The sequence below is a fragment of the Streptomyces sp. JN8 genome (assembly GCF_055808075.1).
The window spans coordinates 535,536-549,995 of the sequence record NZ_CM147852.1; the positions used below are offsets into that span (position 1 = coordinate 535,536).

The 14,460-nt window shown below is 70.0% G+C and carries 14 protein-coding genes; 5 read left to right on the forward strand and 9 right to left on the reverse strand.

Annotated features, from left to right (window positions below; all coding sequences use genetic code 11):
• Positions 1 to 40: 40 nt before the first annotated feature.
• The 4 genes from ACY0MR_RS02590 to ACY0MR_RS02605 all read right to left on the reverse strand — a co-directional run bounded on the left by ACY0MR_RS02590 (position 41) and on the right by ACY0MR_RS02605 (position 3,033).
• Positions 41 to 421 (reverse strand): ArsR/SmtB family transcription factor, encoded by a 381-nt coding sequence (locus ACY0MR_RS02590; protein WP_392864570.1) that lies wholly within the window; start codon positions 419 to 421, stop codon positions 41 to 43.
• Between the two features lie 88 nt (positions 422 to 509).
• A complete protein-coding gene (locus ACY0MR_RS02595) occupies positions 510 to 1,568 on the reverse strand; it encodes an ArsO family NAD(P)H-dependent flavin-containing monooxygenase (protein ID WP_451059187.1) in 1,059 nt (352 codons plus the stop codon).
• A gap of 74 nt (positions 1,569 to 1,642) precedes the next feature.
• Entirely contained in the window at positions 1,643 to 2,728 is a 1,086-nt protein-coding gene (gene arsB, locus ACY0MR_RS02600) for an ACR3 family arsenite efflux transporter (protein WP_473558791.1), read from the reverse strand.
• Positions 2,725 to 3,033 (reverse strand): ArsR/SmtB family transcription factor, encoded by a 309-nt coding sequence (locus ACY0MR_RS02605; RefSeq protein WP_473558793.1) that lies wholly within the window; start codon positions 3,031 to 3,033, stop codon positions 2,725 to 2,727. The genes arsB and ACY0MR_RS02605 overlap by 4 nt, the downstream gene beginning before the upstream one ends.
• A gap of 71 nt (positions 3,034 to 3,104) precedes the next feature.
• On the opposite strand from ACY0MR_RS02605, the gene ACY0MR_RS02610 reads away from it, so the two are divergent.
• On the forward strand, positions 3,105 to 3,524 hold the full coding sequence (locus tag ACY0MR_RS02610; protein WP_231076325.1) for an arsenate reductase ArsC: 420 nt from the start codon (positions 3,105 to 3,107) through the stop codon (positions 3,522 to 3,524).
• A gap of 5 nt (positions 3,525 to 3,529) precedes the next feature.
• Positions 3,530 to 4,528, forward strand: a complete 999-nt coding sequence (trxB, locus tag ACY0MR_RS02615; protein ID WP_382505918.1) for a thioredoxin-disulfide reductase — start codon at positions 3,530 to 3,532, stop codon at positions 4,526 to 4,528.
• Positions 4,529 to 4,750: 222 nt separating this feature from the next.
• On the opposite strand, the gene ACY0MR_RS02620 is transcribed toward trxB, so the two are convergent.
• The 5 genes from ACY0MR_RS02620 to arsL form a co-directional block, all read right to left on the reverse strand.
• Positions 4,751 to 5,086 (reverse strand): ArsR/SmtB family transcription factor, encoded by a 336-nt coding sequence (locus ACY0MR_RS02620; RefSeq protein ID WP_473558796.1) that lies wholly within the window; start codon positions 5,084 to 5,086, stop codon positions 4,751 to 4,753.
• Positions 5,087 to 5,286: 200 nt separating this feature from the next.
• A complete protein-coding gene (locus ACY0MR_RS02625) occupies positions 5,287 to 6,075 on the reverse strand; it encodes a methyltransferase domain-containing protein (protein ID WP_073902604.1) in 789 nt (262 codons plus the stop codon).
• 19 nt (positions 6,076 to 6,094) lie between these two features.
• Positions 6,095 to 7,201: a GTP-binding protein gene (locus tag ACY0MR_RS02630; protein ID WP_473558798.1), complete on the reverse strand. Its 1,107-nt coding sequence runs from the start codon at positions 7,199 to 7,201 to the stop codon at positions 6,095 to 6,097.
• Between the two features lie 37 nt (positions 7,202 to 7,238).
• A complete protein-coding gene (locus tag ACY0MR_RS02635; RefSeq protein WP_473558800.1) occupies positions 7,239 to 8,498 on the reverse strand; it encodes a GNAT family N-acetyltransferase in 1,260 nt (419 codons plus the stop codon).
• A 30-nt stretch (positions 8,499 to 8,528) separates the two neighbouring features.
• A complete protein-coding gene (arsL, locus tag ACY0MR_RS02640; RefSeq protein ID WP_473558803.1) occupies positions 8,529 to 9,779 on the reverse strand; it encodes an arsinothricin biosynthesis radical SAM protein ArsL in 1,251 nt (416 codons plus the stop codon).
• A gap of 875 nt (positions 9,780 to 10,654) precedes the next feature.
• Here arsL and ACY0MR_RS02645 point away from each other — a divergent pair.
• The 3 genes from ACY0MR_RS02645 to ACY0MR_RS02655 are packed head-to-tail and all read left to right on the forward strand — an operon-like array spanning position 10,655 to position 14,132.
• The gene (locus ACY0MR_RS02645) at positions 10,655 to 11,575 is read left to right on the forward strand and encodes a phosphate ABC transporter substrate-binding protein (RefSeq protein ID WP_473558805.1); all 921 of its coding nucleotides are present in this window, start codon (positions 10,655 to 10,657) and stop codon (positions 11,573 to 11,575) included.
• Between the two features lie 2 nt (positions 11,576 to 11,577).
• Positions 11,578 to 13,410, forward strand: coding sequence for a phosphate ABC transporter permease subunit PstC (gene pstC, locus ACY0MR_RS02650; protein ID WP_473558806.1), 1,833 nt, complete (start codon positions 11,578 to 11,580; stop codon positions 13,408 to 13,410).
• Complete coding sequence (locus tag ACY0MR_RS02655; RefSeq protein WP_473558808.1) at positions 13,398 to 14,132, forward strand: ATP-binding cassette domain-containing protein; 735 nt, start codon at positions 13,398 to 13,400, stop codon at positions 14,130 to 14,132. The genes pstC and ACY0MR_RS02655 overlap by 13 nt, the downstream gene beginning before the upstream one ends.
• Positions 14,133 to 14,460 lie beyond the last annotated feature (328 nt).

The following is a 14,460-nucleotide window of genomic DNA, read 5'->3' on the forward strand; positions in this document are numbered from 1 at the left end:
GCGGAGACTGACGCATCGCAGGCTCGCTCAGCGCGGGTGGTCAGAAAGGTGAGCCGTCGATGCTTCGGGGGAAGGCACGCATGCGGAGCTCCCGAAGGGCATCCCAGCGGATCGAGAACCAGGCCCAGGTCCCTCGCTGTTCGCGGCGCAGCAGTCCGGCCGCGGTGAGGATCTTCAGGTGTCGGCTCACCGTGGGCTGCGCCAAGTCGAGCGAATCGGTCAGGTCACAGACGCAGAGCTCGCCGGCCGGCGCCTGATCGATGAGATGGACGATCTGCAGGCGCGTCTGGTCGGCCATCGCCTTCAACTGGATGGTCAGCGTCTCGACTTCTTCGCGGTCGATCAGCAGCCCAGGAGAGCAGGGCACACAGTGCTCCTCGCTCACGTCCTCGATCGGTATGCCCGCCAACGGAGTTGCCATCCGGACACCATACGAGTCGACGAGATCGCGTGGCGAGTCCGATGGTCGATATCCGTCAGGCGTTCACCCTTCGTGCACCCGCCGAGCCTCATCGCAGCAGGGCGGCGATCGCTCGCGCGACTTCGCGGGCGGGACGGCCGACGCCGACGAGGGTGGCCGAGGCGGGCCCGGTCCAGTCGCCGTACCCCAGAAGATGGAGTCGGGGCTCCCCGACAGCCTCTGTGCCCCGGGTGGGGACGTGTCCGCGTGGACCGCGGAGCCCGAGCGGGGCGAGGTGAGCGAGAGCGGGACGGAATCCGGTGCACCAGATGATCACGTCGGCCTCGGCGCGCGTACCGTCGGACCATTCGACTCCGGCCCCCGTCACACGTGCGAACATCGGCTGCGCCTTGAGGAGGCCCGCATCGCGGGCTTCACGTACGGGCCGTACGGCGACGATGTCACCCAGCGAAGCGACTCCCCCGCCGTCGGCGCGGCCTTCGTCGAGGGCCTGACGGCGGGCGGTGGCGTGGTCGAAGAGAGCGCGGCCGTCGATGTCGTCGGACAGGAACCGCGCGGGCCGCCGCGTGACCCAGATGAGGTGGGTGTCGTACGCGAGATCGGCGGCGATCTGCGCTCCGGAGTTCCCGCCCCCGACGACGATGACGCGCATTCCGGCGAACTCGCCGGGGGCCCGGTACTCGACGGTGTGGAGCTGCCGCCCCTGGAACGCGTCACGGCCGGGGACGGCGGGGAGGAAGGGCCGTGACCACGTTCCCGTGGCACTGACGACGGCACGGGCGCGCCAGGTACCGGAGTCGGTCTCGACGCGAAGGTGTCCGCCGTCACGGCGGACCGCCTCGACGCGAACGGGCCGGTGGACGGGGAGCGCGTATCGCTGCTCGTAGTCGGTCAGGTAGTCGACGACGTGCGGTGCGTCGGGATACGTCTCCCCCTGCTGCGGCGGCATGAGGCGACCGGGCAGGGACGAGTAGGCGGCCGGCGAGAAGAGGTGCAGCGAGTCCCACGTGTGCTGCCAGGCTCCCCCCGGCGTGGGCTGAGCGTCGAGGACGGCGAAGTCGAGGCCGCCGAGTCGGCGCAGGTGGTATCCGGCGGCGAGTCCCGCCTGGCCGCCGCCGATCACGACGACGTCGAGTGAACGGCTCATCCGTCCGGCTTCCCTTCGTACGACGGCACCCCGCTTGGTCGGGGGGCGGGACACCGATGAGTGTCCTGGCGGGGCTACCGCTGGGCAGCGGCGAACTTCCGGCGCCAGGCAAGCGACACGTACACGAGCGCGACCAGGACGGGCACCTCGATGAGCGGGCCGACGACTCCGGAGAGCGCCTGGCCGGAGGTGACGCCGAAGGTGGCGATGGCGACGGCGATGGCGAGCTCGAAGTTGTTGCCCGCGGCTGTGAAAGCGAGCGTCGCGGTGCGATCGTAGGCGAGGCCGATGGTCTTGCCGAGGGCGAAGGTGCCGAACCACATGACCGCGAAGTAGACCAGGAGCGGCAGCGCGATCCGCGCGACGTCCAGCGGCTGCGAGGTGATGGTCTTCCCTTGGAGGGCGAAGAGGATGACGATCGTGAACAGCAACCCGTAGAGCGCCCACGGTCCGATCTTCGGCAGGAACTTCGTCTCGTACGACTCGCGGCCCATCTTCTTCTCGCCGATCCGGCGGGTGAGGAAGCCGGCCACCAGCGGAATGCCGAGGAAGATGACGACGTTCAGGGCGATCTTCCACATGGAGATGTCGAGCGTCTCGCCCTCGCCGAGGCCCAGCCAGCCGGGCAGCAGGTCGAGGTAGAACCAGCCCAGGACCCCGAAGGCGATGACCTGGAAGACCGAGTTCAGGGTGACGAGGACTGCGGCGGCCTCACGGTCGCCGCAGGCGAGGTCGTTCCAGATGATCACCATGGCGATGCAGCGCGCCAAGCCGACGATGATCAGGCCTGTGCGGTACTCGGGCAGGTCAGGAAGGAAGATCCAGGCGAGGGCGAACATGAGTGCCGGGCCGAGGATCCAGTTGATGACGAGCGACGAGACCATGAGCTTCTTGTCGCCGGTGACGGCGTCGAGCTTGTCGTACCGGACCTTGGCGAGCACCGGGTACATCATGATCAGCAGGCCGACGGCGATGGGCAGCGAGATGCCGCCGATCTCGACCTTGGCCAAGGCGTCGTTCAAGCCCGGGATCAGCCGCCCGAGCCCGAGGCCGAGACCCATGGCGAGGAGGATCCAGACAGCGAGGAAACGGTCGAGCGTCGACAGCTTCGCGACGACTGAGGAATCCGCCGCCGGAGCGGGCGCTTGGGTGGGGGTCACGGACAGGCCCTCTTGTTCTCGGCGGCGGCACGGGCGGACTCGGCCAGGTCGGCGAACTGGCCGGCGAGCTGGGCGATGGCGTCCGGCTTCAGGCGGTAGTAGGTGAAGCGACCGCAGGGCTCTGTCTCCACCACACCGGCCTCACGCAGCACGCGCAGGTGGTTGGAGAGGTTGGTCTGCTTGGCGCCCGTCTCCTCGACGAGGTGGGTGGTGCAGAGGGTCTCGCGGGCGAGCAGGGTCACGATCTGGAGCCTGAGGGGATCGGCCAGAACCCGGATCAGATCAGTATCGACTGACGTCATCATGGACTGATACTCTCACATCACTCGCCGCTGATACCAGCCGGGGCTGACCTCTTGCCAGCAAGGAAGAACCGATGACCACCGCTCCGCTCGCCTCCGTGCTCTTCGTCTGCGTCCACAACGCGGGGCGCTCCCAGATGGCCGCCGGATTCCTCGATCACCTGGCCGGCGACCGCGTCGAGGTCCGCTCCGCCGGTTCGATCCCGGGCGACCAGGTCAACCCGGCCGCCGTCGAGGCCATGGCCGAGGTCGGCGTCGACATCTCCGACCAGAAGCCGAAGGTGCTGACCACCGAGGCCGTCCAGGCATCCGACTACGTCATCACCATGGGCTGTGGCGACGCCTGCCCGATCTTCCCCGGCAAGACGTACCTCGACTGGGCCCTGGAGGACCCGGCAGGCCAGGGTGTCGAGGCAGTCCGCCCCATCCGTGACGAGATCAAGGTCCTTATCGAGGGGCTCATCGCCGAGATCGACGCGAAGCAGGAGGCGTGACTCCCTTGACCGACTCGACTACAGCGACCGGGGGCGACGTCCGTGAGGTCATCGTCATAGGCTCCGGCCCCGCCGGATACACCGCCGCCCTCTACACCGCCCGAGCCCAGCTCAGGCCCCTGCTCTTCGGCAGTTCGATCTTCGTCGGCGGGTCCCTCACCACGACGACAGAGGTGGAGAACTTCCCCGGCTTCCCCACCGGCATCGAAGGCCCTGACCTCATGGACAACATGCGGGCCCAGGCCGAGCGGTTCGGCGCCGAGATGATCGACGACGACATCGTCTCCGTCGACCTGACCGGCGACATCAAGGAAGTCACTGACAGCGAGGGCACGGTCCACCGCGCCAAGGCCGTGATCATCGCGACCGGCTCCGGCTACCGCAAGCTCGGCCTGCCGAACGAGGACGAGCTCTCGGGCCGCGGCGTCTCGTGGTGCGCCACCTGCGACGGCTTCTTCTTCCGCGACCGCGACATCGTCGTGGTCGGCGGCGGAGACACCGCCATGGAGGAAGCCACCTTCCTCACCCGCTTCGCACGTTCGGTCACCGTCGTCCACCGACGCTCGACCCTGCGCGCCTCCCAGGTCATGCAGAACCGCGCCTTCGCTGACGACAAGATCTCGTTCGCCTTCGACAGCGAGATCGCCGAGATCAAGTCCGAGAACGGCATGCTCGCCGGAGTCGCCCTGCGCGACACCTTCACCGGCAGGACCCGCGACCTCGACGCCACCGGTCTGTTCATCGCCATCGGCCACGACCCGCGCACCGAGCTCTTCACCGGCCAGATCGACCTCGACGACGAGGGCTACATCACGGTGGAGGCACCCTCCACCCGCACGAACCTGCCTGGTGTCTTCGCCGCCGGCGACGTCGTCGACCACACCTACCGGCAGGCCATCACCGCGGCAGGCTCCGGCTGCCAGGCCGCACTCGACGCGGAGCGCTACCTCGCCGCCCTTGCCGACAGGAGCAAGACCGGGGCCGGCGTCGCCGTCACGGCCTGAGGCCACACCGCGGCCCAGCGGTGGAGCTCCCCATGAACACCAGCTCCTGCTCGTCACGTTGGCGGACCTGACGGGCAGGAGCTGGCTCTCTCCCAGGGCAGCATGGTGAGTCGTACTCCGGCCGGTCTTCCCACCGGCTCCACGGCCACGAGACAGCGCAAGGGGCCGGCAACGAGACTCGTTGCCGGCTGATCTGCTCTCTGGGCAGCGGCCGAGAGGCCTTCAGCTGGATGCCGGCTCCTGGCAGGAGTGGAGCGGGGCGCCGATGAGGATGTCGGCAGCGCTGGGAAACTCGGTGATGCAGCGGGGGTTGACGGCGTACCGAATGCTGGCACCGGCACGGCGCCGGGTCAGGAAGCGGACGGCGTGGAGGATCTTCAGGTGGTGCGAGACGGTCGACTGGTTGAGTCGAAGATGGTCGACGATCTCCCCCACCGGCACGGGCTCCAGCCGACCGCTCAGAAACCGCATGATGCGGATGCGCGTGGGGTCTGCCAGGGCTCGGAACCAGCGGGCGTACTCCTCGACGGTCTCCCGGTCGAGCGATGTTTCGGGCATGGGCATCCTTAGCGGACCACGACGAGAACCGCCGCCGCGCCGGCCGCGGCGAGCCGCAGACCGGCCGTGCAATCAGGAGCTGTCGGCTGCTGCGCGCGCCGGAATCGGCACACGGCGAGCACGAGGGGTGCACAACGTGACCAGGTGTCCGCGGCTTGAGCGTCGGCTCCGCCACGGACACCTGGTTACGGGCGACATGGTCAGCAGCAGGTGCCGCCGGGCTCGCACTCCTGCGCGGCGGCGGTGCTGTCGACCGGCTTGTGGGCGCGGATGATCGCGGCGTGGAGGCCGTCGGCCGCCTCCTGGGTGAAGACGACCTCCGCGTCCTTCAGGCCTACCGCGTCGAGGAGTTCTTTGTACTCGGCGACCGAGAGAGCACCGGCGATGCACTGGCTGTGCCCGCCGCGCTCGGCTCGTTCCTCGGGGCTGAGCCGGTCCTCGGCGACGACGTCGCTGATGCCGAGACGGCCGCCAGGGGTGAGGACGCGCGCCATCTCGGCGAACACGGCGGGCTTGTTCAGCGACAGGTTGATCACACAGTTGGAGATGATCACGTCGACGGTGTCGGCGGGGAGCGGGATGGACTCGATCGTCCCCTTGAGGAGGACGACATTGTCGATCTCGGCGTCCTCGACGTTGCGGGCGGCGAGAGCGAGCATCTCCTCCAGGAAGTCCAGGCCGAAAACGCGGCCGTCAGGTCCGACGCGCCGGGCGCTGAGGATGACGTCCAGGCCGCCGCCGGAGCCGAGGTCCAGGACCGTCTCGCCCTCGCGCAGTTCGGCGACGGCGCTCGGATTGCCGCAGCCGAGGCTGGCGAGGAGGGCGGCGTCCGGGGCGGTGCCGGGGCCGATCTCGTCGTACGCGGCGGGGCCGAAGGTCTGCGGGTCGGGCGAGCAGCAGGCGCCGCTCGTCTCGGCTTCGGCGGCCTTGGCCCGGTAGTACTCCCGGACCTCTTCCTGCAGGCTGCCGGCGGTGGTGGTGTCGCTCATGACAGGTGGTCCTTCTCGGTCAGGCGCCGGCGGGGGCGAGGCGGTGCACGGGGCGCGGGTAGGAGGGCTTGAACGACACCGGGGTCGTCGCCGAGGAGGTGACGGCGGTGGCCAGGTCGGCGGCCTTGACGGCCTCGGTGACGGCCGCGTCCAGGGCGTCGGGCTCGCAGGCGACCCGGGCGTTGACGACGGCCCGCCCGGCCGGCGCGTCCGCGGCGGCGGCGCGGTCGAGCGTGGGCTGCGCGCCGGACTCGGTGAGGCTGAGCTTGGCGAAGTCGCCGTCGGCCGTCTCCACGGTGATCTTGGCGTGGCCGATCACGGCGTCGTGCTCCGCGGCCCAGACGGACAGCTCATGAAGAACGGTACGGGCCCACGCGGTCGCGTCGAAGCCCTCCCCGGCGGCGGTGAGGTCGAGCTCCTGGTTCATCCAGGCCAGCTGGGCCTCGGCGGCCGCGTAGCGGTCGTAGTCGATGTCGAGGACGACGTCCTCGTTCGTGGCCGGCGCCTGCCACGCGTCGAGCAGCGTGCCCAGGTGGGCACCCGTGGTGGCCGAGTAACCGACGACGGTCGCCTTCGGGTTGTCCGTACGGAGCGAGGCGAGGAGTTCCTCGGCCCGTTCCGGCTTGATGGTGTCCAGCTTGTTCACCGCGATGACGTCGGCCTCGGTGACCTGCTGGCGGAAGAGGTACGACAGGTCCGACTCCGGCTCGCCCCGCTCGGCGGCGCGGGCGAACGCCAGGTGCCGCAGGGGGTCGACCACGGTGGTCAGCGGGGCGACGACCATGTCGTCGCCGTAGTACTGGCGCAGCGGTCGTACGACGGTGGCCTGGAGGTCCGTGCAGCTGCCGACGGCCTCGGCGATCACGGTGTCGACGCTGTCGGAGGCGACCAGCGCGACGATGGCCTCGACGAGGTCCTCGAACTTGCAGCAGAAACAGCCGCCGGTGACCTCGGCGACGCTGTCGAGCTTGCTGCGCACCAGCTTGGTGTCGACCAGTTCGACGCCCTGGTCGTTGGTGATGACGGCGACCTTGCGGCCCTGCTCCTGGAGCGCGAGGGCGGCGGCGGTCATGGTGGTGGTCTTGCCCGCCCCGAGGAATCCGGTCAGGGGGATGAAGGTGATCATGTGGTCCTTCTCGTCCTTGTCGTGGAACCGGGCGGGGTCAGCCGCAGCAGCTGTCGCCGGAGCCGCCCAGGAGGGGCAGGTTCGCGGGCTGGGCCGGGGCGGGGGACGCGGCGCCGAACGCGACGCGCCTGCTGTTGCCGAAGGCGTCGAGCCAGGCGCTCGCCTGCGGCCGCAGCGCCGGGTCGGAGAGCAGCATCGACGTACGCACTTCGCGCGGGGTGCAGCCGCGCAGGGCCTTCGCCTGGTGGGCCCCGGCGCCGAACTCGACGGTGCGAAGCCCCTCGGCGTAGGCGTCGCGGACGGGCGCGTCCAGGACGAGGGCGAAGTAGATGCCGCTGCGCTCGCCGATCGCGGCGTAGTCGAAGCCGGCCCACTTCGGGAAGAGGCGGTGGTTCTTGCGGATGGTGACGCAGGTGGCGACCAGCCCGCCGTCCTTGTAGCCGAGGTAGGCGCGGACGTCCGCTCCCTCGTCGATGAGCGCGGAGAGGATGCCGATGATGTGCTCGGGCTCCTCGCCGGCTCCGTTCTTCTCCCTGTTGAGGCAGGTGAGTTCGGCGATGCGGGCGACGTAGGGCCGGATGTCGGCGCCGTCGACGCGCTCGATGGTCACGCCGGCGGCCTCGGCACGGCGGACATCGCCCTTGATGCGCTGACGCTTCTTCAGCGGCAGGGCGGCGAGGTGTCCCTCCCAGTTCGGCGCGTCGAGGCTCATGAAGTCCTCGTAGCCCCAGAAGGTGGTGGACGCACCGGCGGCGTCGAGCCCGTCGACGAGGGCGTCGTTGCCGCGGCGGCTGGGTATCCAGGGGGCGACGATGCAGCGGATACCCGCCTCGAACGCGGCGGGCACGAGCTTCTCGACGATGGACCCCATCAGGGTGGGAGTCCAGAAGTTGTAGGCGACCTCGGTGCGGTAGCCCAGCGGGGAGCCGAGCAGGAGCGTCGGGAAGAACGGCTCGGTCCCGAGGGCGTCGACCTCGGCGCTGCGCGCGGCATCGGTCTCGGCGCCGCAGCACACCTCTTCACCGGAGGGCGCCTGCCATCCGAGGTAGGTGCGCGGCTCGTGGTCGACGACGGGCGGGGTGGTGAGGATGTAGCCGGGGAGGAGGGCCAGCTCGCCGCGGGCGCGGTGGGCGAGGGTGTGCCAGGGCTGGACTTCGGGGAGTACCTTCTCCGTGGCGCGGAGCCAGGTGGGTCCGAGGTACGGCCACGAGTCGGTGAGGCCGGCGAGCTCGCCGGTCCAGTCCATGTCCGGGAGGGCCTGGCCGGTGGAGATGACGACGCGGGGTGATCCACCCATGTCAGTGTCCTTTTCTTGTGAGCGGGTGGGTCAGCACTTCACGCAGCAACGGATCTTGCCCGCGTCCTCGGCGTCGGTGCGGCGCTCCTGCCAGAGCTCCTCGACGCGCTTGTCGGGGTGGGTCCACTCCACCCAGAAGCCGCGGTCGACGGTGGCGATGTCCTCCATCCAGGGCGAGGAGAGCAGCGGGGAGCCCTTGAACAGCAGCAGTCGGGTCTGCAGGGCGGTGGGGTCGGTGACCCGGGCGAGGCCCGTCTCGACCAGCCAGTCCTCGAAGCCGAGGAGCTCCTCGTACTCGATCCACGGGGTGAACGGGATGAACGTCGGGTAGAGCTCGAAGCCGATCCGCTCGGCCTCGTCGACCGCCTCGCGCATGTGGTCGACGTCGATGTGCTTGTCGAAGATGCGCAGGATGCGGTTGGAGGGGAACTCGAGGGCGCAGGTGACGCGGCGCAGCCCGAGCGAGACGAGCTTCTCCAGTTCCTTGGTGTAGTCGAGGACGTGGTCGACGCGGGTGGTGAACTCGAACGTGATCGGGCCGATGGCCTCGACGAGCCGCTCGACCACACCGATGCCGATGGTGCGGGAGTTGAAGAACTCGGCGTCGATGAAGCAGAAGTGCCGGACTCCCTCCTCAGCCAGCTGCAGGGCGTCAGCAAGGACGCTGTCGGCGTCGTAGGCGGCGACACCGCCGTCGTACGCGCCGTAGACGGAGCAGTACGTGCACTTGTGGTGGCAGCCGCGGGACGCCTCGATGTTGCCCATCAGGCCGAACGGCGAGTGATGCGCCGGGTAGTGCACGAGGGAGGGGAAGAGGTCCCGGGCGGGCTTGGTGACCGAGATGCGTCGGCGCGGGGGCTTGGGCCGCATGCCCGTGCGGGTCATCAGGGCGGGCACAGCGTCGAGCGCGATGGTGCCGGCGGCGAGCTGGGCCAGCTCCTCACTGATGAGTTCGGGCTCCTCCATGATGATGCCGTCGGCGACATCGAGGAACTCGCGGTGGTTCATCTGCGCGTACTGGCCGAAGGTCACGACCGTGGTGCCGTACGCCGCCCTCACCCTGCGCGCCAGGGCGATCCCCCGCTCGAGACCCTCGAACTGCTGGACCGAGACGAGCGTGAGGTCGAAGGGGCCTTCCGGAACGGCGTCGGGAAGCAGGTGCGCGTCCCAGCCGACGACGTCGGCGCCGTGCTGCTGTAGAGCGGCGGCCGCACAAGCGGACGTCAGGGGCTGGAGCTCCGCTTCGAACGCGGAGGCGACCAGAACACGGGGACTACTCACACTTCCCCCCAGGGAGTGATCAAGGAGCGTGACGAATCGAGTGGGGGCCGGGTCAGAGCCCAGATCGGTAACGACGCTGTCGACCGACGGCCGGAACCCTGCCAGCGTTGAGCGATGTATGTCAATAGATCGATGAATGACTGAAAGACCATCTCTCCGACTCCCCGTGGCCACAGAGCACCGCTGCCCCGATTCGCCCTCGTCTGTGGCTGGTTGCGAAGAGAGGTCACGCGCTTGAATCCGGTTGTTCACACAGCTTGCAGCTGCATGGAGCGAGAGTGTCGACCAGCGAACCAAGCGCCTTCGGAATGCGCAGTCGACCTCCGGCAGCTCACCCGCCGCCCCGGCGGGTGACTCAAATTCAATCGCTGATCATCGATGATTTAGCCCCTCAAGATCTCGCCAGGGCGACTCGGAGGCGGTAGCGTTCGCCCACGGCATCGCGGTCCGCACCCGGGGTCAGCGGGTGAACGGGTACCGATGTCTTGATGCTTCAGCCCTGTCAATGGGGAGTGGGCCGAGCATCACCGCTCAGGATCGCCGGCGTCCTACGGCAGCCCAAGGGGCCGGCCGGAGCGAGTCCAACGGGGAACGCGGTAGGGATCGCAAGGACATCCCACTGCGTGTCACCGGCGTCACCGGCAGCCATCACTCGCATCCTCGGTGTCCCCTGCCGCACCTGCGGAGCACCTGCACTGCCGGCTCGCCTGGTGCCCGCCCGCCTCGTCCACGCGGCGGGAGGCCACCGGCGGTCACGGCTGCGCCCCTTCTACGTCCCAACCCCAGACCTGCTTGTCCCAGGGGGCCCTGGTCGCGGCGATCCGTCGACGACTTCCCCCGACTTCCACTCCTTCCATCACCGCAAAGGCACCGCCATGTCTTTCACGTCCACCGACATCCGCAGCAGAGCATTGCGCCTCACCGGACTGCGTGTCCGCCAGAGCGCCTCTGCCGCTTCCGCCGCCCTCCTCCTCTCAGCCGCCCTGACCGGCTGCGCCGGTTCAGCGAAGGCCGACTCGGACGCCATCCAGGCCAGCGGCTCCACCACCGTGGCTCCGGTCGCCTCCGACGCCGCCGAGGCCCTGAAGACCAAGGGCCTGAACATCACCGTCGCCACCCAGGGCGGCTCCGCCGGCGGCATCTCCCAGCTCGGGACCGGCCAGATCAACATCGCCCTCAGCTCCAAGCCCTTGTCCGAGAAGGACCAGAAGGCCTATCCCGACACGGACTTCGTCACCACACAGATCGGCGCGGACGCCGTCGGCGTCATCATCACGAAGGAAGTGGCCGACGGCGGGGTCAAGGGCCTGTCCAAGGCGCAGGTGGCGGGCCTGTTCGAGGGGAAGATCACCAACTGGAAGGAGGTCGGCGGTCCCGACCTCCAGGTCTTCGTGTACGACAAGGAGCCCGGCCGCGGCACCCGTGAGGTGCTCGACAAGTTCATCTACGGCAAGGACGAGCCGCCGGCCCCGCCCAAGTCCGCGAACTACGCCATCGTCGGCGGCAACCTGGAGACCCGCAACAAGCTGAAGTCCACCCGCGGTTCCGTCGCCCCGTTGTCGACCGGCTTCATCGACGGTCACCCCGAACTGGTCGCCGTGCCTCTGGAGGGCGTCGCCCCCACCCTGGCGAACGTGGCGTCCGGCACGTACCCGATGACCCGTCCGCTGTACATGATCACCAACGGCAAGCCGAAGGGCACCGTCAAGCAGTACATCGACTACATCCTCTCGTCCGAGGGCCAGAAGCTGCTGCCCAAGCACGGCTACCTCACGCGCGAGCAGATGGGCCTCTGACCATGGGTCTCACTCTGGAGCGCCCCGCCCGGGCGCCCGGACCCGCCCTGCCGCGGCCCTCCTCCGGGAGCGGTCGCGGCAGCCGGGCGAGATGGGTCTGGGGTTGGGCGTACAGCGGCACCCTGTCCGTGCTGCTCACCCTCGCGGTGCTGCTCGGCTACCTGGTCGCCGGCATCGCGAGCGGAACCGTCGACTGGACGGCACTGCTCACCTCGTCCACCTGGAGTCCGGGGAACCTCGCCTTCGGCGGCCTGGCCATGATCTACGGATCGGCGGTCGTGTGCGTCCTGGCGCTGGTGCTCGCCGTCCCGATCGGCTGGGCGGCGGCCGTGGCCCTGTCCGAGTACCTGCCGCCCCGCCTCGCCAAGCCGCTGCGCCTGAGCATCGAGCTGCTGGCAGCGGTCCCCTCCATCGTCTACGGCCTGATCGGCATCATGGTGATCCGGCCGTTCGTGGCGGGCCTCGGTGACGTGCCGGGCGGAGACAGCCTGCTCGCCGCAGGCATCGTCCTCGCCGTGATGATCATGCCGACGATCGTGGCGGTCAGCGTGGACGCGCTGACCGCCGTACCCGGCAAGTACCGGGAGGCCGCGTACTCGCTCGGCCTGACCCGTCGCGAGGTGGTGCGATCGGCCGTCCTGCCCCAAGCCCGTCCCGGCATGCGGGCCGGCGTCCTGCTCGGTCTGGCCCGGGCGCTGGGTGAGGCCATCGCGGTCTTCATGGTCATCGGCCGCGCCGACGACCGGCTCCCCGAGTCGCTCGGGGATGTCTTCTCCTTCCTCGTGCGCCCCGGCCAGACGCTCACCACCAAGCTGGCCGGCCCCGAGCCCATGCTCGCGGGCACCTCCGGCCCGTATTTCGCGGCCCTGTGCGGCCTCGGCACCATCCTGTTGGCCTTGGTCGCCGTCGCCACCGTGTGGGGCACCCGCGGCACCACGGGACGGGTCGCGCGCGCTCCACGCCCCCGGCGGTCCTCCGCGTGGCTGCGCACTCCGAAGGACCGGATCACCGCCGTCGTCCGGCTCGGAGCCCTCCTGCTGCCGGGGGCGCTCCTCGTCGGGATGCTCGGCATCCTGCTCGCCCGCGGCGGCGCGGCACTCAACCCGGTCTTCTGGTTCACGCCCTCCGAAGGCGCGTCGGGGGGTGGCATCCGCGACCAGATCGTCGGCACGCTTCTGCTGCTCGCGACCACGGCGCTGATCGCGCTGCCGCTCGGCTACGGAGCGGGCATCGTGATCGGCACGCGTGCCTCCGCGAAGACCGCCCGCGTCCTGGAGACGCTGACCGTGGCGGTCGGCGGGACGCCGACCATCCTGCTGGGCCTCGCGGGGTACGTCCTCTTCTGCACCACCATGGGCTGGGGCCGTTCCTGGCTGGCCGGCGCCGTGGTCCTGGTCCCCGTGGTGGTGCCGGTGGTCGCCCTCACCACCGCGGGCCGGATCCGGAGCATGCCGGCGGAGATCACCGAGGCCGCACTCGCCCTGGGCCTCACCAGCTCCCAGTACGTCCGCTCCGTGGTCATCCCCTACACCTGGCCGGCCACGCTCACCGGCCTGCTGCTCGGCCTGGCCCGCGCGGCGGGCGAGACGGCCCCCCTGATCTTCACCGCCACGGTGTTCTTCGGGGCGCCCGCCCTCCCGACCGGCGTCGTCGACGCTCCAGTCCAGGCCCTGCCCACGCACATCTTCACCCTGTCGCAGGACTCGGGCGCCCCCGAGGCGATCGCCCAGGCATGGGGCAGCGCCCTCGTCCTGGTCCTGATCACCGCGGGCCTGCTCAGCCTGGCGGTCCTCCTGCGCAACCGCTTCGAAGGAGCACGACGATGGACGACGTGACAACAGGCGCCATGACCACGGACAAGGCGGTCGACGGGGCCGTCATCGCGGTCCGTGACCTGCAGATCCTCGACGGCACCAAGCGGCTGGTCGGACCCGTGTCGTTCGAGCTGGCCGCCGGATCCACGACGGGCCTGTGCGGCCCGTCGGGCGCCGGCAAGTCCACCGTGCTCCGCGCCCTGGTCGACCTGCTGCCCCACGGGCTCCGCCGTCAGGGCGAGGTCGAGGTCCTCGGGCGTCCGGTCCGCTTCGGCAAGGGGGACGCCGATCTGCGCAGCACCGTCGTCCTGGTGCCCCAGACCCCCGTGGTCTTCGGCGGCAGCATCCTGGACAACGCCCTGTTCGGCCTTCGTCATCTGGTGCGGGCGTCCCGGACGGAGATGCACGACCGCGTCGAGCAGGCACTGCGCGAGGCGGGCCTGTGGGGCGAGGTCGCCGACCGGCTGGACACGCCGGCCCAGACGCTGTCCAACGGACAGCGCCAACGGCTGTGCCTGGCACGGGCCTTGGCCCTCGAACCGGCGGCCCTGCTGCTCGACGAGCCGACGAGCGCCCTGGACGAGCGGAGCCGCGACACGGTCGAGGAGTCCGTGGCCGCCCTGCGGGGCAACCGGACAGTCCTGCTCGTCTCGCACGACCCCGCACAGGTGGAACGGCTCTGCGACCGGACGGTCCGCATCGACCTCGCGAACACCTGCGAGCCGTCCCCGGCCGCGGTCTGATCGCTCGTCCCGTCCGTGCCTGACGAGCCTGGGCCCGGCATCGCGACGAATCCGCGATGCCGGGCCCAGGAGCCCGAGCAGGATCTCGGCGGCTCCACTCGCCGGCCCGTGTCCCGCGGCGGCACGGCGCTGAGGTCGAGGCACTCCGGCCGGGGCGCCACCGATCGCCCCGTGCCGACCGCCTGCGCCGGTGGTGAACCCGGCGGGGACGCTGCCTTCCAGGTCGTCGTCCGCCGAGGCACGCGGAACCGACTGTCATGGGTGCCGCACCCGGCGGGCACCACAGGCGTGGACACGTCGCGCGCGGGCCGGCCAGGCCCCCGAGGGG

Excerpts from the sequence above, each read along its gene's own strand:
- ACY0MR_RS02590 (WP_392864570.1), bottom strand. The coding sequence starts at position 421 with ATGGCAACTCCGTTGGCGGGCATACCGATCGAGGACGTGAGCGAGGAG.
- ACY0MR_RS02595 (WP_451059187.1), bottom strand. The coding sequence starts at position 1,568 with ATGAGCCGTTCACTCGACGTCGTCGTGATCGGCGGCGGCCAGGCGGGA.
- ACY0MR_RS02605 (WP_473558793.1), bottom strand. The coding sequence starts at position 3,033 with ATGATGACGTCAGTCGATACTGATCTGATCCGGGTTCTGGCCGATCCC.
- ACY0MR_RS02610 (WP_231076325.1), top strand. The coding sequence starts at position 3,105 with ATGACCACCGCTCCGCTCGCCTCCGTGCTCTTCGTCTGCGTCCACAAC.
- ACY0MR_RS02620 (WP_473558796.1), bottom strand. The coding sequence starts at position 5,086 with ATGCCCGAAACATCGCTCGACCGGGAGACCGTCGAGGAGTACGCCCGC.
- ACY0MR_RS02625 (WP_073902604.1), bottom strand. The coding sequence starts at position 6,075 with ATGAGCGACACCACCACCGCCGGCAGCCTGCAGGAAGAGGTCCGGGAG.
- ACY0MR_RS02630 (WP_473558798.1), bottom strand. The coding sequence starts at position 7,201 with ATGATCACCTTCATCCCCCTGACCGGATTCCTCGGGGCGGGCAAGACC.
- ACY0MR_RS02635 (WP_473558800.1), bottom strand. The coding sequence starts at position 8,498 with ATGGGTGGATCACCCCGCGTCGTCATCTCCACCGGCCAGGCCCTCCCG.
- ACY0MR_RS02645 (WP_473558805.1), top strand. The coding sequence starts at position 10,655 with ATGTCTTTCACGTCCACCGACATCCGCAGCAGAGCATTGCGCCTCACC.
- pstC (WP_473558806.1), top strand. The coding sequence starts at position 11,578 with ATGGGTCTCACTCTGGAGCGCCCCGCCCGGGCGCCCGGACCCGCCCTG.
- ACY0MR_RS02655 (WP_473558808.1), top strand. The coding sequence starts at position 13,398 with ATGGACGACGTGACAACAGGCGCCATGACCACGGACAAGGCGGTCGAC.